Below are 18,089 nucleotides of genomic sequence, written 5' to 3'. Positions count from 1 at the left end.
CTCGATGTGAGACCGCCTTCGAGCTGATCTTGCGAATGAAGCCTTCGAACCGCGACGAGAGTCCTGTGGAATCTCCGCACTCAGAACGTCAGCGCCTTGGCCTGCTTGACCTGCGGCAGGGCCTGCACCTTGGCGAGCAGGTCGGCCGGTACCGCGCCGTCGACCTCGACCAGCGCGATGGCATCGCTGCCGGGCGCGACGCGGCCAAGGTGGAAGGTCGCGATGTTGATCTTGGCGTCGCCGAGCAGGCTCGCGAACTTGCCGATGAAGCCCGGCTTGTCCTCGTTGGTGACGTAGATCATCGACTTGCCGAACTCGGCATCGACGCGGATGCCCTTGATGTCGACGAGGCGCGGCTTGCCGTCGGCATAGACGGTGCCCGAGACCGACCGCTCCTGCCGCTCGGTGGTGACGGCGACGGTGATCAGGCTCTCATAATCGCTCTGCGCGGCGCGCACGATCTCGTCCACCACCATGCCGCGCTCCTTGGCGACGACCGGGGCGGAGACGACGTTGACCTCGCCCAGCATCGGCCGCAGCAGGCCGGACAGCACGGCGGAGGTGATCGCCTTGATCTTCATCTCGGCGACATGGCCCTCGTAGGTGATCTCCACCTTGAGGATGCCGGTCTCGGTGAGCTGGCCCGCGAAGGAGCCGAGCTTCTCGGCGAGGGCGATGAACGGCTTCAGCTTCGGCGCTTCCTCGGCCGTGATCGAGGGGAAGTTCACGGCGTTCGAGATCGCGCCGGTGAGCAGGTAATCCGACATCTGCTCGGCGACCTGCAGCGCGACGTTCTCCTGCGCTTCCGTGGTGGACGCGCCGAGATGCGGCGTACAGATCACGTTCGGATGGCCGAACAGCACGTTCTTGGTCGCCGGCTCCTCGACGAAGACGTCGAAGGCGGCGCCGGCGATGTGCTTGGAATTGAGCGCATCGACCACCGCCTGCTCGTCGACGAGGCCGCCGCGGGCGCAATTGATCAGGCGAACGCCCTTCTTCATCTTGGCGATCGCGGCCGCGTCGATGATGTTCTTCGTCTTCTCGGTGAGCGGGGTGTGCAGCGTGATGAAATCGGCGCGCTTGAGGAGGTCGTCGAGCTCGACCTTCTCGACGCCGATGTCCTTGGCGCGCTCCGGCGAGAGGAAGGGATCGAACGCAATCACCTTCATCCGCAGGCCGAGCGCGCGGTCGGCGACGATCGAGCCGATGTTGCCGCAGCCGATGACACCGAGCACCTTGCCGGTGATCTCGACGCCCATGAAGCGGTTCTTCTCCCACTTGCCGGCCTGGGTCGAGGCGTCCGCCTGCGGAATCTCGCGGGCCAGCGCCAGCATCAGGGTGATGGCGTGCTCGGCCGTCGTGATCGAATTGCCGAACGGCGTGTTCATCACGATGATGCCCTTGGCCGTGGCCGCGGGAATCTCGACATTGTCGACGCCGATGCCGGCGCGGCCGATCACCTTCAGCTTCGTCGCCTTTTCGAGGATCTTGGCGGTCGCCTTGGTCGCCGAGCGGATCGCAAGGCCGTCGTAATTGCCGATGATCTCGGCCAGCTTGTCCTTGTCCTTGCCGAGGTTGGGCTGGAAGTCGACCTCGATGCCGCGGTCCTTGAAGATCTGAACGGCAGCGGGCGAGAGCGCGTCGGAAATGAGAACTTTGGGCTTGGTCATGGGGATGATCCCTTAGTGGGCGCGATATGCTGATGTCGTCACCCGCGGGGCATGAGCGCGAAGCGCGTCTTCGCGCTCTGAGACCCGCGGGTCCATCTTTCTCGATGGATGGCCGGGTCAAGCCCGGCCATGACGAGAATGGGGTGACGAGTTACGCCGCCTTCGCGAGCGCGGCCTTGGTCTCGGCGAACGCCCAGTCGATCCACTGCGTCAGCAGCTCGACGTCCCTGGCCTCGACGGTGGCGCCGCACCAGATGCGCAGGCCGGCCGGGGCATCGCGGTAATAGGCGAAGTCGTAGCCGGCGCCTTCCTTCTCGACCAGCGCGACCAGCTTCTTGGAGAAGTCGGCCTGCGCGTCGTCGGAGAGCGAGGTGATCGCGGGATCGGTGAACTTCAGGCACACCGAGGTGTTGGAGCGGATCGAGGCGTCCTTGGCCAGGAAGTCGATCCACGGCGTCTTCGCCTTCCAGTCGGCGAGCACCTTGGTGTTGGCATCGGCGCGTGCGATCAGCGCCTTGAGGCCGCCGATCGACTTGGCCCAGTTCAGCGCGTCGAGATAATCCTCGACGCAGAGCATCGACGGCGTGTTGATGGTCTCGCCGACGAAGATGCCTTCGTTGAGCTTGCCGCCCTTGGTCATGCGGAAGATCTTCGGCAGCGGCCAGGCCGGCTTGTAGGTTTCGAGCCGCTCCACCGCACGCGGCGACAGGATCAGCATGCCGTGCGCAGCCTCGCCGCCGAGTGCCTTCTGCCAGGAGAAGGTGACGACGTCGAGCTTCGGCCAGTCGAGCGCCTGCGCGAATGCGGCAGACGTGGCGTCGCAGATGGTCAGGCCCTCGCGGGTCGCACTGATCCAGTCCGCGTTCGGCACGCGCACGCCCGAGGTGGTGCCGTTCCAGGTGAAGACGACGTCGCTCTTGGGATCGACCTTCGACAGGTCGGGGATTTCACCGTAAGCCGCGCTCAGCTTGGTGACGTCCTTGAGCTTCAATTCCTTGACGATGTCGCTGACCCAGCCCTCGCCGAAAGACTCCCAGGCGAGCGTGGTGACGGGCCGCGCACCGAGCAGCGACCACAGCGCCATCTCGACCGCGCCGGTGTCGGACGCCGGCACGATGCCGATGCGGTAATCGGCGGGGACCTCGAGCACCTCGCGCGTCAGATCGATGGCGAGCTTGAGCTTGGTCTTGCCGATCTTCGCGCGATGCGAACGGCCGAGAGCTGCGTCCTTGAGATTTTGGGCGTTCCAGCCGGGGCGCTTGGCGCAGGGGCCGGAAGAAAAATGCGGCACGTTCGGCCGCGAAGCGGGCTTCGCTACGGTCATGATCTACCCTTCCAGATAGTAAGCCTCCCGTTGGGGGGAGGTGTCCCGCCGCGGCTGATACGGGAATCGGGAAGGGCAGTCAAGGAAGTTCCGGGGCCTCACGCGTCAGTGATGGGAGCTCCGGTGCAATTTCTGGAGCTTCGACAACAGCGAGCGCATTCAGCAAGTCCGTGGCATCGCTGATCAATTGCGCGGCCTTGCGGCGGCTGCCGACCTTCAAAATGCATTTGTCATTGGCCTGCACGACATAGCCGTTGCCGACCTTGATCATCGAATAGCTTGGCATCGAAATCCCCGAACCGACCGAGCTCGGTGTCAGAAGCTGCCGTAGCATTCTTCGTTCCTGTGAGAACGTGAACGACGGCTAGGTAGTTTACCAGCTCTTAAGATGAACGCATGCCCGACCTGATTTCGCCGGCCGCGCAACGCGCATTCCTTCCTGCCTCAAAAGCGGACAGTCATGCCGACGTGACTCGCCGTGAAGCCGAGCCGCTTGTAGCAGCGCTGCGCATCGACGCGCGTCTGATGCGTGAGCAGCTCGACGAGATTGCAGCCGCGCGCCTTCGCTTCCGTCACCGCCCATTGCACCAGTCGCTCGCCGATGCCGCGGCTGCGACAATCGGAAGCAACGCGAACGTCCTCGAGCAGGCCGCGTACGCCGCCTTGCGAGCTGATGCCGGGCAGGATCGCGAGCTGGAGGCAGCCGACCACCCTGCCCGCGCCCTCGGCCACCACGAGCGTCAGATTCGGATCGCGCTCGACCCGCGCGAATGCGTCGTAATACGAGGCCGGCAAGGGATCCTCCACACGCTCGCGTGCGCGACCGAGATGATCGTCGGCGAGCATCGCCACGATCGCGGCAACGTCCTCGCGGCGCGCGGAACGGATGACAATGGCATCGGCGTTCATGGCAGACAACTCCGCACCTCAGCGCGCCGGCGACAGGCCGAGAAACGCTTCGGCTTCGCCGATCCAGCGGCGGACGGAAGCATAGCGGCCGAGATCGAAGCCGCCTTCATGCGCGAGGCGCGTATAGGCCAGCAGCGACACGTCGGCGAGCGAAACTTCGTCGCCCGCGAAGAAGCGGCTGCCGGAAAGGTGCTGCTCCATGCGGTCGAGTGCCGCATAGCCGCGCTTGACCTTTTCGGGATCGAGCTCGGAGACGTCCTTTCCCAGATAGACCATGAGGAACCGGCACACCGCGATATAGGGCTCGTGGCTGTACTGCTCCCAGAACAGCCATTCGTCCATCTTGGCCGCCGTGAAAGCGTCGCGCGGGACAAGCGCGCTGTCGCGGGCGAGATAGCGGATGATGGCGTTGGATTGCGCCAGCGTGCGGCCGTCGTCGAATGCGACGGTCGGCACCTGGCCGGCGCCGTTCATCTTCAGAAATTGCGGCGTGCGCGTCTCACCCTTGCGGGTGTCGATCTCGATCCACTGGTAGGGCACTGCGAGCTTGTCGCAGACCCACTTCACCTTCAGACAATTGCCGGAATTGCTGTCGCCGTAAATCTTCATCGCAGCCCGCCCCACTTTCGGGCGACAGAGCATCAGGACGACGCGGCCGTGTCAACCGGCTGCAACGCCGGCCTAGAACTTGTAGCCGGCGCCCACACGAAAATTGTTCAAGTTGACGGAGATGTTCTTGGCGCTCGAAAACCCGACATGTTCCCACTCGCCGCGCAGGATCACACAGTCGAGCAGCGCGTATTCGATACCGATGCCTGCCGTCCATCCGTAGATGAAGCTGTTCACGCGTTGCTCGGACTGCGTCATCGTAGCGGAGCCGATGGTTGTGCGCGTGGTGACGCCGGTGTTGGGATCCGTGAAGTCGTCGTACTTCAGGTACGACACCGTCGCAAACCGCGATACATCGGCGCGTCCGATCGCGAGGCCGCCGAAGGCATAAGGCATGAAGTCTCCGCCGGACCATCCAACCCGACCCCGGAAGGTCACATAGTCCTTGAGCTGCAACGCGGCGCCGCCGCCCAGCGTCGTGTTGTAGGTATAGACGTGATTTGTGGGAGCTTCTTCGCCGGCGATCAATCTCGTCATGGAATCACTTGCGGTGCTCGCGAGATTGTTCATGTAGCTGTAGTTGGCTTCGACGCCCATCACAGCGTCGTAATACTGCCAGTTCCGGCCGACAAAGGCGCCGAATCCCGTCGTCTGCACGTGATTCTTCGGCAGCAGCGACCATCCTCCAACCGGGGCCTGCAGGATGCTGTCGCGCAGCATGAAATCCGTCATCGATTTCGGAGCGCGGCTGAAGTCCATCTCGGACGTGGCAAAGCCGAACTGACCACCGACGTAGAAGCCATCCCAATTGACGGATGACTTCGACAAGCCTTCGGTGAAGCCGCCCCGCAGCACCGGCAGGTCCGGCATGTCAGCCGCATGCGCGACAGACATCGTCCCCAACACCGCCGCTGCCAACACCAGCCTACGCATCACCACGCTCCATCGGACTCGAACTGTTGCGATGATCATCGCCTGTTAACCTTAACCAATGGTTGCGGCGGGTGCTTTCATCACTGCGCGCCATGAAAAATACGCAAAGCAAAACGGCGCGGGATGATCCCGCGCCGTTAAGAAGTCCTAACCGATCAGCGTGGGCGATCAGCCCTTGGTGACCAGCGGCGGCGGCATGTAGGCCGGCGGGCTGTTGAGATCCCAGCGCACGCCGAGCTTGATGTCGTGCGAGGTGATGTCCTTGATCTTGATCGAAGTCGGGCCGGAGGCGCTGTTGTCGAACAAGCGATAATTGCCGGGCGCCGCATCGCCGAGGTTCATGTAGCTGTAGGCCAGTTCGACGGTGAAGCCGGGGTTGACCTTGTAGGCGAGACCGGCGTGAGCGGCCCAGGCGAAGTTCCACTTTCCGTTGTCGGCGAAGTAGGCGACGCTGTTGTTGAGAGCCGGGCTGTACGACACGCCGTCGTCGCGGAAGCCGCTGATCTTGTTGTAGGAGCCGCCGACACCGGCGCCGATGAACGGCGTGATGCACCACCAGGTGCCGAGGTCGACATAGGCGTTGGCCATGACGACCCACTCGGACTTGCTGCCGCTGTAATTGTTGACGCCGACGAAGCCGGGTCCAACGACGTTGTCGCTGCCGTGCAGATTGGCTTTGCCGCGGTACTGCCCGATCAGGTCGGCACGAAACCAGTTGTTGAAGCGATAACCGACGCCGAGGCCGAACAGCGGCGAAGAGTCGAAGCCGAGGCCTTCCGTCGACTTCGTATACCCGGCCGGAAGGGCGCTATCGATGCGCTTGGCGCTCTGGTTGGTCATGCCGATGTCGCCGCGCAGATACCAGCCGCCGAAGTCGGCGGGCGGAGCCGGGGGCGCGTACATGGGAGGGGGCGCGGCGATCGGCATATCGGCGGCGAACGCCATCGACGAGATCAGGGTTGCCGCACTCGCGACAAGGAGAGACTTAACGCTACGCATTGGCTTCGTCCTTATGGCCGGTGAGGCTAAAAAACGAGCGCCTCACGTTCTGGAAACTCACGGCAGGACGATGCCAGCAAATGTTTAAGCGCCACTTAACCCTAATTTTTAAGGTTGATTTTTTCTCACTGCTCGCGCGGGCGCGGCGGGAGCGTTGCAGAAATGCAGCGCCGGCGGTTCGCAATTGCTAACGATGTATGAAGCCCTGGAGGCAGCAGTTGAGAATGCGTTAACGCGCGTGACGCGGCAGCTTTGGCAGGAACACCGCGAGCAGTCCGATCGCCGGCAGCCAGGCACAGACCTGGTAGACGAACTCGATCGAGGTATGGTCGGCTAGCTTGCCGAGCACGGCCGCGCCCAGGCCGCCGATGCCGAAGGCAACGCCGAAGAAAACGCCGGAGATCATGCCAAAGCGATGCGGCACCAGCTCCTGCGCAAACACGATGATCGACGACGTCGTCGAGGAGATGATCAGGCCGATGACGACGCTGAGCACGGCGCTGGCAACGAGCCCGGCATAAGGCAGCGCCAGCGTGAACGGCAGCGCGCCCAGGATCGAGATCCAGATCACGATCTTCCGGCCGAAGCGATCGCCCAGGGGACCACCGAGAAAGGCACCGACGGCGTTCGCCGCCAGAAAGATGAAGAGATAGATCTGGGCTGCCTGCGTCGAGACACCGAAGCGGTCCATCAGATAGAAGATGTAGTAGCTCGACAGGCTCGAGACGTAGAGCTGCTTCGAGAACAGGAGCGCGACGAGCACGGCCAGCGCGACGGCGACGCGGCGCGAGCTCGGCGCGTCGGGACGGGACTGGACAGCGGCCGTCGTCCTCGCCTTGATCTGCGGCGCGTACCAGCGGCCGATGCGCCAGAGGATGAGGATCGCGAGGAACGCGATCGAGGAGAACCAGGCGATGCTGCCCTGCCCGAACGGCACCACGATCAGCGCCGCCAGCACCGGCCCCATCGAGGTGCCGAAACTGCCGCCGAGCTGGAATACCGATTGCGCAAAGCCGTAGCGGCCGCCCGAAGCGAGCCGCGCGATGCGCGCCGACTCCGGGTGAAACACCGCCGAGCCGAGCCCGACCAGTGCAGCGGCGACGAGGATGACGAGATATTGCTGCGCGGCGCTGAGCAGCAGCAGGCCGAAGAAGGTCGAGGCCATGCCGATCGCCAGCGAATAGGGCTGCGCCTTCTTGTCGGTGTAGTGCCCGACGACCGGCTGCAGCAGCGAGGCCGTGAACTGGAAGGCCAGCGTGATCATCCCGATCTGCGCGAAATCGAGCGCATAGGTGTCCTTCAGGATCGGGTACACCGAGGCGATCAGCGACTGCATGGTGTCGTTGAGGAAGTGCGAGAAGCTGATGCCGGCGAGCACGATGTATGCCGGCCCTGCCGCCTTGCCGGCGGCGGGCGTCACATCGCTGACGACGACGGGCTCGGTCAGCGTTTCATCCGAGACGACAACAGGCTTGTTCAATGCAGCAATCCGGCGCGGCAGAACGCCGCGAACCGGTGATTACGATGCGAGCGGCAGCCAAACCACCGTCAATCGCAAATGGCTGGAATGCGTCTCTTACCCTCTCCCCTTGCGGGAGAGGGTGGCTCGCCGCATTAGCGGCGAGACGGGTGAGGGGTCTCTATCCAAACGAACAGCATTGCGAGTTGCGAGAACCCCTCGTCCGGCGCTTCGCGGCACCTTCTCCCACAAGGGCAGAAGGAAGAGAGCTCGCCTTACGCCGCCGCCTGGCCCAGCGCCGAAACGATGGTGTCGACGACGTCCTCGACCAGGATGCGGTCCTCGCCTTCGCCCATGACGCGGATCACGGGCTCGGTGCCGGAGGAACGGATCAGCAGGCGACCGTGGCCATTGAGCCGCTTCTCGCCGTCCGAGATCGCCGACTTGACGTCGGAATCGTCGAGCGGCTTGCCGCCCTTGTGCCGGACGTTCTTGAGGATCTGCGGCAGCGGATCGAAGCGATGGCAGACCTCGGACACGGGACGGCGCAGCTTCTGCACCACGGCCAGCACCTGCAATGCGGCAACGAAGCCGTCACCGGTGGTGGCATAGTCGGACAGGATGATGTGGCCGGACTGCTCGCCGCCGAGATTGTAGCCGCCGCTCAGCATCTGCTCGAGCACGTAGCGGTCGCCGACCGGCGTGCGCACGAGATCGAGCCCCTGCCCGTTCAGGAACCGCTCCAGCCCGAGATTGGACATCACGGTGGCGACGATGCCCGGCCGCGACAGCCGGCCGTCTTCCTTCCAGCTCTGCGCGATCACCGCGAGCAGCTGGTCGCCGTCGACGACATGACCGCGTTCGTCGACCAGGATGACGCGGTCGGCGTCGCCGTCGAGCGCGATGCCGATATCGGCGCGCATCTCGCGCACCTTCTTGGACAGCGCTTCCGGCGAGGTCGAGCCGCAATCCTTGTTGATGTTGAAGCCGTCGGGCTCGACGCCGATCGGCACGACGTCGGCGCCCAGCTCCCACAGCGCCTCGGGCACCACCTTGTAGGCGGCACCGTTGGCGCAGTCGATCACGACGCGAAGGCCATCGAGCGACAGATCGCGCGGCAGCGTGCGCTTGGCGAACTCGATGTAGCGGTCATGCACGCCATCGATGCGGCGGGCACGGCCGAGGCTCGCGCTTTGTGCGAGCCGCTTGTCGATGGGCTCGTCGAGCAACTGCTCGATCTGCTTCTCGACGTCGTCGGAAAGCTTGAAGCCCTGCGGGCCGAACAGCTTGATGCCGTTGTCTTCGAACAGATTGTGCGAGGCCGAGATCATCACGCCGAGGTCGGCGCGCATGGACTTGGTCAGCATCGCGACCGCCGGCGTCGGCATCGGGCCGACCAGCAGCACGTCCATGCCGACCGAGGTGAAGCCCGCGACCATCGCGTATTCGATCATGTAGCCGGACAAGCGGGTGTCCTTGCCGATCACGACCCGGTGGCGGTGGTCGCCGCGCTGGAACGCGAGACCGGCGGCCTGGCCGACCTTGAGCGCGAGCTCCGGCGTGATCAGTCCGTTGGCGCGGCCCCGAATCCCGTCCGTCCCGAAATATTTGCGGCTCATATCGTCCCCCAAGGCAGCAACCAGGGGATCCCCTCGACAACCACGGGCTTCCCGATGGGGACCCGCATCCCTGATTTGCTGGGGGTCTTATAAGGCCATCGCGGCTAACTTGGCTTCAAAAAATATGATGAATCATTACGGAACCGGCTGCGGGGCCGATTCGGTAAGGTCTTGTTAACGCTATGCTTCCCGCCAAATCGCCGCGCCGGGGCGAAACCCGTCCTACCCGCTGCGCTTCACATGGCCGTCCTCGCGGCTCGGCGGCGGCTGGGTGACGTTGACGGGATCGGAGCCCGGAAATGTCTCCTCCAGTCCCTCTTCGAGCGCCTCATCGAGATCCTGCTTCTCCTTGATCTCTTCCGGCGACGGTCCAGCGTGCGGCCTCGTCATGGCGCCCTCCTGCAAAACATCCCGCAAACGATTTGGCTGTGCATCCAACCATGCTAGATGACCCCGAAATGTTCCGATGCAAGACTGCTGGGTCAAAGACGGGCGGGGAAGCGACATGAAGCATATCACCTGTATCGACGATCTTCGTACGCTCCATAAGCGCCGCGTGCCGAAGGCGTTCTTCGACTATTGCGACCGCGGCTCCTATGCCGAGGAGACGCTGCGCGCCAACCGCGAGGACATGCAGGCGATCAAGTTCCGCCAGCGCATCCTGGTCGATGTTTCCAAGCGCGACACCTCGACCACGATCCTCGGCGAGCCCTCCACCATGCCGCTGATCCTGGCGCCCGTCGGCCTGCTCGGCATGCAGCATGGCGATGGCGAGATCCATGCCTGCCGTGCCGCGCAGGCGGCCGGCATCCCGTTCACGCAATCGACGATGTCGATCTGCTCGATCGAGGACATCGCCGCCAGTGTCGAGAAGCCGTTCTGGTTCCAGCTCTACGTCATGAAGGACCGCGGCTTCATCAAGGAATTGATCCAGCGCGCGATCGCGGCCAAGTGCAGCGCGCTGGTGCTGACCGTCGACCTGCAGGTGATCGGCCAGCGTCATGCGGACATCAAGAATGGCATGACGGTGCCGCCGGAATGGTCGCTCTCGAAGCTATTGGACTTCGCCAGCAAGCCGGCCTGGGTCTCCGGCGTGCTGCAAGGCAAGCGCCGCACCTTCGGCAACATCGCGGGGCACGTGAAGAACACCGAGGATCTCAACCGTCTCGCCGAATGGACGGCCTCGCAATTCGACACCTCCCTGAACTGGAAGGACGTGGAGTGGGTCCGCAGCATCTGGCCCGGCAAGCTCGTCATCAAGGGCATCTTGGACGTCGAGGACGCGGAGGAAGCCGCCAAGACCGGCGCGCAGGCTCTCGTCGTCTCCAACCATGGCGGCCGGCAGCTCGACGGCGCACCGTCCTCGATCGAGGTGCTGCCGGAGATTGCGGACGCGGTCGGCGACAGGATGGAGATCATGTTCGACGGCGGCATCCGCTCCGGCCAGGACGTGATGCGCGCGCTCGCGCTCGGTGCAAAGTCCTGCATGATCGGCCGCGCCTATGCCTATGGTCTCGGCGCCGGCGGCCAGGCCGGCGTCGCCAAGGCGATCGACATCATCCAGAAGGAGCTGCTCACCACGATGGGCCTGTGCGGCGTCAACAGGGTGGACGAGATCGACGATCACATCATTGCGGTCTAACACTCGTTATTCCGGGACGGTCCGAAGGACCAGACCCGGAATCTCGAGATTCTCAGGTGCGCAATTGCACACCATAGTTCGCGTTGTGCGCGCCCCGGAACGACATTCCGCCTCACATCGGCGGCGTCAGTCCGTCGCGGCCGACGCTGACGCGGTTGGTCTCGAACGAGCCGTCGGGCAATTGCTTCATGAAGGCGATGACCTTGGCACCTGGCTTCAACTCGGATCTGTCGCTCGGCACGAAGGTCACCACCGGGACGTTGTCGGGAACGAATACTTTCTTCTCGCCGTCCTTGTATTTCACCAGCAACGTGTGACCGTCATTGCCGACGACGCTTTCGGCCACGGTCGCATTGGTCATGCTGGAGTTGGGCTTGAGATCCCACGGCCGCGAGCCTTCGCCGGTGCCGCGCATGCTCTCCGGAAACACGTGGACCTCGACCGCGTTCTGGCTGCCGTCCGGTCCCGGCACGGTGGTCGCGCCGATGAACGAGCCCGGCTTGATGTCGGCGAGCGAAATCCTGGTGATCCCCGACACGTTCACATCGGAGGCGAGGTGAAGCTTGACCTCTTCACCGCTTCGCGACTTCACCTGCATGGTGTCGCCATTGACGCTCTCGATCGTGCCACGCACGCGCGTCGGCACCGGCGCCCTTTGGGCGAAGGCGCAGTAGGTTGAGACGGCCACCATCGCGACGGCGATCAGCGGACGTGTGAAGGTTGCACGTTGAACAGACATGACGGTCTCCGATTGTCCCCCACGATGGAGAACTCCGAAAGACCGCGCCCTATTCTCTCAAGACTTTGTGAGATCGGCCTCGACCAATGCGCGCAGCTCGGCCGTGACCTCGGGCCGCCGCCCAAACCACAGCTCGAAGCCGCGCACCGCCTGATGCAGCAGCATGCCGAGCCCGTCGGCGGTGCTCAGGCCACGCGCCCGTGCTTCGGCGAGCAGCGGTGTCGCCAGGGGAACGTAGACGAGGTCGGCAACGACCGCGGCTTGCGGCAGCCGCGCGACATCAATATCGAGTGAAGGCTGCCCATGCATGGCGAGCGAGGTCGTGTTCACGAGAAGTCTTGCGCGCGGCAGCACGTCGCCGATCGCGTTCCATGGCAGCGGCCTCACGTCCGGCCCGAACTGCTTTGCCAGCGTCTCGGCCCGGGCAACGGTGCGGTTGGCGACATGCACCCGCTTGATGCCGCGTTCGAGCAGGCCGAACACGACCGCGCGCGAGGAGCCTCCGGCGCCGAGCACCAGCGCCTCTTCCGCCGCGTCCCACCCGGGCGCGCTGGCGTCCAGATTGTTGATGAAGCCTTCGACATCGGTGTTGGTCGAACGCAGCTCGCCTTCGGCGAACCACAGCGTGTTGGCGGCGCCGACCGCCTTCGCGCGCGCGTCAGGCGTCGACAGCGCCAGCACGGCTTCCTTGTGCGGGATGGTGACATTGGCCCCGACGAAGCCGCGGAGCGGCAGCCGCAGCACGAAATCGCGCAGGTCCTCAGGCGGAACCGCCTCGATGACGTAGCCCCCCTCGATTCCGAGCGTGCGCAGCCAGTAATGATGGATCAGCGGCGAGCGCGAATGCGCGGCCGGCCATCCGATCAGACAGGCTGCGGGAGCTTTGGGCGCGGTCATGTTTCCCTCGGGTCGTTTCCGAGGCGATCCATTTCGCGTCGCGCCCGCCCTGTCAAGCGCGCGCCGTCAGTTCGCCCCGGCCTCGTCGGCGGTCCGGCCCTTGATGTCGGCGATGGCGCGCTCGAGGCTCGTGCGATAGCGCGCGCGCGGCGGCGTCACACCGTGGGTGAGCAGCGCGCGTCGGACCGTGGGCGATGCCCCCGTGATGAACAGCCTGATGCCCTGGCGGTGCGCCTTGGCGGCGACCCGGCCGAGCACGTTGGCCGCGGTCGAATCCAGGAACGGCACCGCGGCGAAGTCAACCACGAAGGCCTTGCGCTGGTCGGCGATGCCGTCGAGCACGCTGCCGATCGCCGAGGCAGCGCCGAAGAAGAACGCGCCGGTGATGCGATACACCAGCACGTCGCGATCGACCGCAAGCGCGGGATCGTAAGGCACGCGTTCGCCATTGCCGTCGTCGGGGCGATCGTCGGCCACCAGCGGCGTCCGCTCCTCGATGCCCGTCATCTCAGCCATGCGATGGATGAACAGCACCGCGCCGAGGGCGAAGCCGACCAGGATGCCTTCGGTCAGATCGCGGAAGACCGTGAGCAGGAAGGTTGCGAGCAGCACGACGGCATCGCCCCATGACGAGCGCAGGAGCGTCGCGAACTCGTGCTTCTCCGCCATGGTCCAGGCCACCACGACCAGCACGGAGGCCAGCGCGGCGAGCGGGATGTAGCTCGCCAGCGGCGCGGCGATCAGCATGAACAACAGCAGGAAGACCGAATGCAGCATGCCCGCAATCGGTCCGCGCGCGCCGGCGCGGATGTTGGTTGCGGTGCGGGCGATCAGGCCGGTGACGCAGATGCCGCCGAACAGCGCCGAACCGACATTGGCGGCGCCTTGCGCCACCAGCTCGCAATTGGAGCGATGACGACGGCCGGTCATGCCGTCGGCGACCACGGCCGACAGCAGCGACTCGATGGCGGCCAGCAGCGCGAAGGCGATCGCATCCGGCAGCACCGCCCTTGCCTTCTCCAGCGAGAACGCAGGCAATGCGGGCGAGGGCAGCTCGCGCGGAATACCGCCGAACCGGGAGCCGATCGTTTCCACGGGCAGCGACAATACGGCAGTTGCGACCGCCGCAAACACGACAGCGATCAGGATGCCGGGCCAGGACGGCCGCCAGCGGCGCAAGGCAGCGATGATGGCGATGCTGACGAAGGCCACCGCGACGGCGGACGGATTGACGGTGCTGATCCCGCCGGCGAGCGCAACGAGCTTCGGCACGAACTCGCTGGGCTCTTTTCCCGCAAGCGTGATGCCGGAGAGATCGCGGAGCTGGCTGGCGAAGATGATCACCGCGATGCCGGCGGTGAAGCCGACCGTGACCGGATAGGGGATGAACTTGATGTAGGTGCCGACCCTGAGCAGGCCCGCGGCGACCAGGAAGAGGCCCGCCATCATGGTGGCGAGGATCACGCCATCGACGCCGTGACGCTCCGCAGTCGCTGCGACCAGGACGATGAACGCACCGGCAGGTCCGCCGATCTGGAACCGGCTGCCGCCGAGCAGGGAAGCGATGAAGCCGCCGACGACGGCGGTATAGAGGCCGCGGTCCGGCGTCACGCCCGAGGCGATCGCGATCGCCATCGACAGCGGCAGTGCCACGATCGCAACCGTGAGGCCGGCGAAGACGTCGGCGCGGAAATCCGCGACGCCGTAACCTTCACGCCAGACGGTGACGAGTTTCGGCAGGTACAGTTCCGCGAAAGTCGGACGACGCAGCTGATGCAGCTTGGCCGCTTGATCCGTTGTGATGCTCATGCACGACGCTCCGAAGCATCGTGCGTCCCGTGTTGCCGAGGTGCGACGATGCGCTTACCCATCCTGACCCCGAGCACGATCAACCTCCGATCATGCCCCGATGCGGCGCGGCGGCCCCGGCTCCTTCAGGCGAACGCCACGCCCGCCACTGTCGCTGCGCGCCTGTTCGCCGATCAGCTCGATGCCGGCCCGGTCAAACGCCTCGACCACCTTGATCAGGGTCTCGACCACGCCGCGAACGTTGCCGGTCGAGGCCTCCATCCGCTGGATGGTCGGCAGTGACACGCCGGCAAGCTCGGCCAGGGTTTTCTGGTCAATGCCAAGCAGCGCCCGGGCTGCGCGCATCTGAAACGACGTGATCACCTCAGCCTCACTTATGGGCACCTATAGATGATATCTAGAACATATACAATGATGTAAAATACATCATTCATGCGCATGCGCAAGGGGGCCTGATCTCGCCCCTCGTGGTGAATGCGCGGCAGAAATGAAGGGCCGTACAGGAGGTGACAGCCTCTCACCCCCCTCCCCGTGAAGATGTTCAGACGGGGAAAGGGGGAGAGAGGCCGTTACCTCCCCGCTGGAATCACGCCGCGTGCTGATGCGCGGCGATGATCTGGTCGGCGGCGCGGCCGGTGACCTCAGCCATGTGATCGAACTGGCGGGTAAAGCTGCCGGCGCCGGCGGTGGCCGAACGCAGTTCGACGATCAACTCGCCGATCTCGGCCTCCGGCATCATGGCGCGGACGCAATCCCACCCGCTCCAGCCCTCGCGAGTGTCGAAGCCGAGGATCTGCCCGCGCCGCGCCGACAGGATCGCGTTGATCTTGGCCGTAGCGTCGGTCGGGCAGACGATCTCGACCATGTGGATCGGCTCCAGCAGCACCGGCTGGCATTGCGGCAGGCCTTCGTTCAATCCAATGCGCGCCGCCGTGCGGAAGGCGAGATCGGAGGAGTCGACGCTGTGATACGAGCCGTCCGTCAACGTCACCTGCACGTCGGTGACAGGAAAGCCGAGCGGGCCGCGCGCGAGGCCGTCGACGACGCCCTCTTCCACCGCCGGGATGTAGTTGCGCGGCACCGCGCCGCCGACCACCTTCTCGGCGAACTTGAAGCCTTCGCCGCGCGGCAGCGGCTTGATGTCGAGCACGACATCGCCGAACTGGCCGTGGCCGCCGGACTGCTTCTTGTGACGACCGCGCTGGGTGATCGGCTTGCGGATGGTTTCCTGATAGCCGATAGCCGGCGGATGCGAGGTGACCTTGACGCCGAAACGATCGCGCAAGCGCTCACCGGCGACACGCAGGTGCATCTCGCCCTGTCCCCACAAGACGGTGTCGTGGGTCTGAGCGTTCTGCACGACGACCAGCGAGGGATCCTCCTCATGCAGCCGCGTGAGCGCCTGGCCGAGCTTGACGTCATCCTTGCGGTCGGTGGCGGCGACCGAGATCGCAAGTACCGGCGGCGTCGGCTCGATCGTGATCAATGCAGCGGGCGGGCTCTTGCCGTTCGAGATCGTGTCGCCGGTCTTCACCGTATCAAGCTTGGCGAGCGCCACCGTGTCGCCGGCTTCGGCCGAAGCACGCTTGGTGTCGTAGGCGCCGTTGACGGCGAGGATGCCGGAGATGCGCCCCGCACCGCCCGAGGAGGATTGCAGCGTCGCCCCATCGTCGAGACGGCCGGCGAGCAGCCGCGTCAGCGACAGCTTCCCGCCGTGCTGCGAATGCAGCGTCTTGAAGACATAGCCGAGTGCGTCCTTGCTCTCGGGTACGCCGAGGCGTTTTGCCGTCTCCGCGACCCCGGGCGCCTCGTGACGCAACGCTTTCATCAGGCGCAACACGCCGTTCTCGCGCACGGCTGCACCCAGCAGCACCGGGCAAATCAGCCCCTCCCGCAATTCGCGGGCGAGATCGTCGAATACGGCATCCCGCGGCGGCTGGATGTCCTCGAGCAATTGCTCCATCAGCGCGTCGTCGTGATCGGCGAGCTTCTCCAGCATCGAGAAGCGCGCTTCCTTCTCGCGATCGAGATCGCCGCCTTCGAGCGCGACCACCTCCGAGGCCTTGTGCTCGCGATAGACGAAGGCGCGCTCCAGCGCGAGATCGACGAAGCCTTCGATCAGCTCGCCCTTCCAGATCGGGATCTGGCGCAGCACCAGCGGCACGCGGGAGGCGGGCTGCAGCATCGCGAGGGTCTCGCGGATGCGCTGGCTGGCGCGATCGATCTTGTTCAGGAACAGGAACCGCGGGATCTTCAGCTCCTCGAGCTCGCGCAGGATGATCTGAAGCTGCGGCAGCTTCTTCTCGTCGGCCTCGCAGACCACGATCGCAGCATCGACCGCGGGAAGCGCGGCGCGCATGTCGTGGGCAAACTCGACGGAACCGGGACAATCGAGAAAGGTGTAGCTGTCGCCCATGAAGCTCGTCGTGGCGGCAGTCAACCCGACGGTCATCTTGTGATGACGGGCCTCTGGCGTGGCGTCGCCGACGGAAGTGCCGGCGTCGACACTGCCGGCGCGCGGGATTGCGCCCGTCCGCGCCATGATTGCTTCCAAGAGTGTGGTCTTACCGCTTTGGAAAGGGCCCACCAGTGCGATGCACCGTGGACCCGACGTTTTATTGACTGGGGGACTTCTGACGTCTTGTCCCATTCGCCGCCTCCTTCTTGTGGAGCTCGGCCCATCATTGGGTCGGCAAACGCTGATGCTCTGCCCGTCCCCGAGATTTGGCAAGCGTCAAACGTCGCTGCGGTGCGTCGTCAGTTGGATCGAGTTTTATAGTGCCTGATGAGATCCAGCGTGATGAGATCAAATCGGCCAATCGCCGGTGTTCCACCTCTCGCAATCAGGAGAGGTGAACGAAGCACCACCGGCGGTGCGCCTTAGCGGCCGGGTCGGAGTTCCAAACTTTCGAGGCCGGCCGCGATATTGAGGCCGACCTGACCCTGGACGCTCAGCGGCTGCAGCGCGATCGAATTGTTGGAGCCGCCGACCAGGACGTTGCCGCCGAGACCGACGCCGATCGAGGCGCTGCCCTGCGCGCCCACGTAATTCCCGGAGAGGTCGCCGGGGCCGAGGCGGTCGACCGGTGCAAACACGCCCCAGGCGAGCGCGGTCTCCTGGGTGATGCCGATGTCGAGGCCCACCTTGCGGATCGTCGCGACATAGCGATCATCGGGCAAGCCGTCGGCCCGCAGCACGCAGCCGAGATGAGTCACCGATCCCACGATGAAGCCCACACTGGCGCCGCCGCGGCATTCGAGCACGCCGATCCGCGCCATCCGCTGCTGCGCGCCACTGCTCGTGACGGAGGCAACGAGGCTGGCGGCGGTGAGCCCGGCGAGGAGGAGCGAACGGCGCATGAAAGATATCTCCGCGATGATGTGATCCGAGCAGAGAGCGCCCCACCCGTGTTGCGCGATGATCTATGCCACAACAGCCGCAATGGTGCCAGATCGCGCGCAAGGAAAGCGTGCAACCAA

17 protein-coding genes are annotated in these 18,089 nt (G+C 64.9%); 1 reads left to right on the top strand and 16 read right to left on the bottom strand.

The window, feature by feature from the left end; all coding sequences use genetic code 11:
- Window positions 1–80: 80 nt before the first annotated feature.
- The 10 genes from serA to ASG57_RS38635 all read right to left on the bottom strand — a co-directional run bounded on the left by serA (window position 81) and on the right by ASG57_RS38635 (window position 9,912).
- Window positions 81–1,670, bottom strand: coding sequence for a phosphoglycerate dehydrogenase (serA, locus tag ASG57_RS11250; RefSeq protein WP_024340400.1), 1,590 nt, complete (start codon window positions 1,668–1,670; stop codon window positions 81–83).
- Between the two features lie 151 nt (window positions 1,671–1,821).
- On the bottom strand, window positions 1,822–2,994 hold the full coding sequence (locus ASG57_RS11245; protein ID WP_024340401.1) for a phosphoserine transaminase: 1,173 nt from the start codon (window positions 2,992–2,994) through the stop codon (window positions 1,822–1,824).
- 79 nt (window positions 2,995–3,073) lie between these two features.
- Complete coding sequence (locus ASG57_RS11240; RefSeq protein WP_024340402.1) at window positions 3,074–3,280, bottom strand: hypothetical protein; 207 nt, start codon at window positions 3,278–3,280, stop codon at window positions 3,074–3,076.
- Window positions 3,281–3,438: 158 nt separating this feature from the next.
- Window positions 3,439–3,903, bottom strand: a complete 465-nt coding sequence (locus tag ASG57_RS11235) for a GNAT family N-acetyltransferase (RefSeq protein WP_057196237.1) — start codon at window positions 3,901–3,903, stop codon at window positions 3,439–3,441.
- An 18-nt stretch (window positions 3,904–3,921) separates the two neighbouring features.
- Window positions 3,922–4,512 (bottom strand): glutathione S-transferase family protein, encoded by a 591-nt coding sequence (locus ASG57_RS11230; protein WP_024340404.1) that lies wholly within the window; start codon window positions 4,510–4,512, stop codon window positions 3,922–3,924.
- A gap of 72 nt (window positions 4,513–4,584) precedes the next feature.
- Complete coding sequence (locus tag ASG57_RS11225; protein WP_024340405.1) at window positions 4,585–5,445, bottom strand: outer membrane protein; 861 nt, start codon at window positions 5,443–5,445, stop codon at window positions 4,585–4,587.
- A 168-nt stretch (window positions 5,446–5,613) separates the two neighbouring features.
- Complete coding sequence (locus tag ASG57_RS11220) at window positions 5,614–6,444, bottom strand: outer membrane protein (protein WP_024340406.1); 831 nt, start codon at window positions 6,442–6,444, stop codon at window positions 5,614–5,616.
- 229 nt (window positions 6,445–6,673) lie between these two features.
- On the bottom strand, window positions 6,674–7,924 hold the full coding sequence (locus ASG57_RS11215; protein ID WP_024340407.1) for an MFS transporter: 1,251 nt from the start codon (window positions 7,922–7,924) through the stop codon (window positions 6,674–6,676).
- A 254-nt stretch (window positions 7,925–8,178) separates the two neighbouring features.
- A complete protein-coding gene (gene glmM, locus ASG57_RS11210) occupies window positions 8,179–9,522 on the bottom strand; it encodes a phosphoglucosamine mutase (RefSeq protein WP_024340408.1) in 1,344 nt (447 codons plus the stop codon).
- Between the two features lie 222 nt (window positions 9,523–9,744).
- Window positions 9,745–9,912 carry a hypothetical protein gene (locus tag ASG57_RS38635; RefSeq protein WP_196232388.1) on the bottom strand — a complete coding sequence of 56 codons (168 nt, stop codon included), beginning with the start codon at window positions 9,910–9,912 and terminating at the stop codon, window positions 9,745–9,747.
- A gap of 115 nt (window positions 9,913–10,027) precedes the next feature.
- Between ASG57_RS38635 and ASG57_RS11200 the strand changes: the two genes are divergently transcribed.
- Window positions 10,028–11,164, top strand: coding sequence for an alpha-hydroxy acid oxidase (locus ASG57_RS11200; protein WP_024340409.1), 1,137 nt, complete (start codon window positions 10,028–10,030; stop codon window positions 11,162–11,164).
- Window positions 11,165–11,276: 112 nt separating this feature from the next.
- On the opposite strand, the gene ASG57_RS11195 is transcribed toward ASG57_RS11200, so the two are convergent.
- From ASG57_RS11195 to ASG57_RS11170, 6 genes are all read right to left on the bottom strand, one after another.
- Window positions 11,277–11,903, bottom strand: coding sequence for a hypothetical protein (locus ASG57_RS11195; RefSeq protein WP_024340410.1), 627 nt, complete (start codon window positions 11,901–11,903; stop codon window positions 11,277–11,279).
- Between the two features lie 57 nt (window positions 11,904–11,960).
- Window positions 11,961–12,800, bottom strand: coding sequence for a shikimate dehydrogenase (locus ASG57_RS11190; protein WP_057196236.1), 840 nt, complete (start codon window positions 12,798–12,800; stop codon window positions 11,961–11,963).
- Window positions 12,801–12,866: 66 nt separating this feature from the next.
- Window positions 12,867–14,609 (bottom strand): SulP family inorganic anion transporter, encoded by a 1,743-nt coding sequence (locus ASG57_RS11185; RefSeq protein ID WP_024340412.1) that lies wholly within the window; start codon window positions 14,607–14,609, stop codon window positions 12,867–12,869.
- Window positions 14,610–14,699: 90 nt separating this feature from the next.
- Window positions 14,700–14,972 (bottom strand): helix-turn-helix domain-containing protein, encoded by a 273-nt coding sequence (locus ASG57_RS11180; RefSeq protein WP_024340413.1) that lies wholly within the window; start codon window positions 14,970–14,972, stop codon window positions 14,700–14,702.
- A 223-nt stretch (window positions 14,973–15,195) separates the two neighbouring features.
- On the bottom strand, window positions 15,196–17,259 hold the full coding sequence (locus ASG57_RS11175; RefSeq protein WP_024340414.1) for an elongation factor G: 2,064 nt from the start codon (window positions 17,257–17,259) through the stop codon (window positions 15,196–15,198).
- A gap of 230 nt (window positions 17,260–17,489) precedes the next feature.
- Window positions 17,490–17,969, bottom strand: coding sequence for a DUF992 domain-containing protein (locus tag ASG57_RS11170; RefSeq protein WP_024340415.1), 480 nt, complete (start codon window positions 17,967–17,969; stop codon window positions 17,490–17,492).
- Window positions 17,970–18,089: the final 120 nt, after the last annotated feature.

Source organism: Bradyrhizobium sp. Leaf396, from assembly GCF_001424605.1.
Classification (GTDB): Bacteria; Pseudomonadota; Alphaproteobacteria; order Rhizobiales; family Xanthobacteraceae; genus Bradyrhizobium; species Bradyrhizobium japonicum_C.
The sequence above is the reverse complement of the archived record's forward strand: the minus strand, read 5'-3'. Positions and strand labels throughout refer to the sequence as shown.

Bases quoted from the DNA above. Each gene is read 5' to 3' on its own strand.
- ASG57_RS11185 (WP_024340412.1), bottom strand. From the start codon at position 14,609: ATGAGCATCACAACGGATCAAGCGGCCAAGCTGCATCAGCTGCGTCGT.
- ASG57_RS11240 (WP_024340402.1), bottom strand. From the start codon at position 3,280: ATGCCAAGCTATTCGATGATCAAGGTCGGCAACGGCTATGTCGTGCAG.
- ASG57_RS11170 (WP_024340415.1), bottom strand. From the start codon at position 17,969: ATGCGCCGTTCGCTCCTCCTCGCCGGGCTCACCGCCGCCAGCCTCGTT.
- ASG57_RS11190 (WP_057196236.1), bottom strand. From the start codon at position 12,800: ATGACCGCGCCCAAAGCTCCCGCAGCCTGTCTGATCGGATGGCCGGCC.
- ASG57_RS11230 (WP_024340404.1), bottom strand. From the start codon at position 4,512: ATGAAGATTTACGGCGACAGCAATTCCGGCAATTGTCTGAAGGTGAAG.
- ASG57_RS11235 (WP_057196237.1), bottom strand. From the start codon at position 3,903: ATGAACGCCGATGCCATTGTCATCCGTTCCGCGCGCCGCGAGGACGTT.
- ASG57_RS11225 (WP_024340405.1), bottom strand. From the start codon at position 5,445: ATGCGTAGGCTGGTGTTGGCAGCGGCGGTGTTGGGGACGATGTCTGTC.
- ASG57_RS11200 (WP_024340409.1), top strand. From the start codon at position 10,028: ATGAAGCATATCACCTGTATCGACGATCTTCGTACGCTCCATAAGCGC.
- glmM (WP_024340408.1), bottom strand. From the start codon at position 9,522: ATGAGCCGCAAATATTTCGGGACGGACGGGATTCGGGGCCGCGCCAAC.
- ASG57_RS11220 (WP_024340406.1), bottom strand. From the start codon at position 6,444: ATGCGTAGCGTTAAGTCTCTCCTTGTCGCGAGTGCGGCAACCCTGATC.
- serA (WP_024340400.1), bottom strand. From the start codon at position 1,670: ATGACCAAGCCCAAAGTTCTCATTTCCGACGCGCTCTCGCCCGCTGCC.
- ASG57_RS11175 (WP_024340414.1), bottom strand. From the start codon at position 17,259: ATGGGACAAGACGTCAGAAGTCCCCCAGTCAATAAAACGTCGGGTCCA.
- ASG57_RS11195 (WP_024340410.1), bottom strand. From the start codon at position 11,903: ATGTCTGTTCAACGTGCAACCTTCACACGTCCGCTGATCGCCGTCGCG.
- ASG57_RS38635 (WP_196232388.1), bottom strand. From the start codon at position 9,912: ATGACGAGGCCGCACGCTGGACCGTCGCCGGAAGAGATCAAGGAGAAG.
- ASG57_RS11245 (WP_024340401.1), bottom strand. From the start codon at position 2,994: ATGACCGTAGCGAAGCCCGCTTCGCGGCCGAACGTGCCGCATTTTTCT.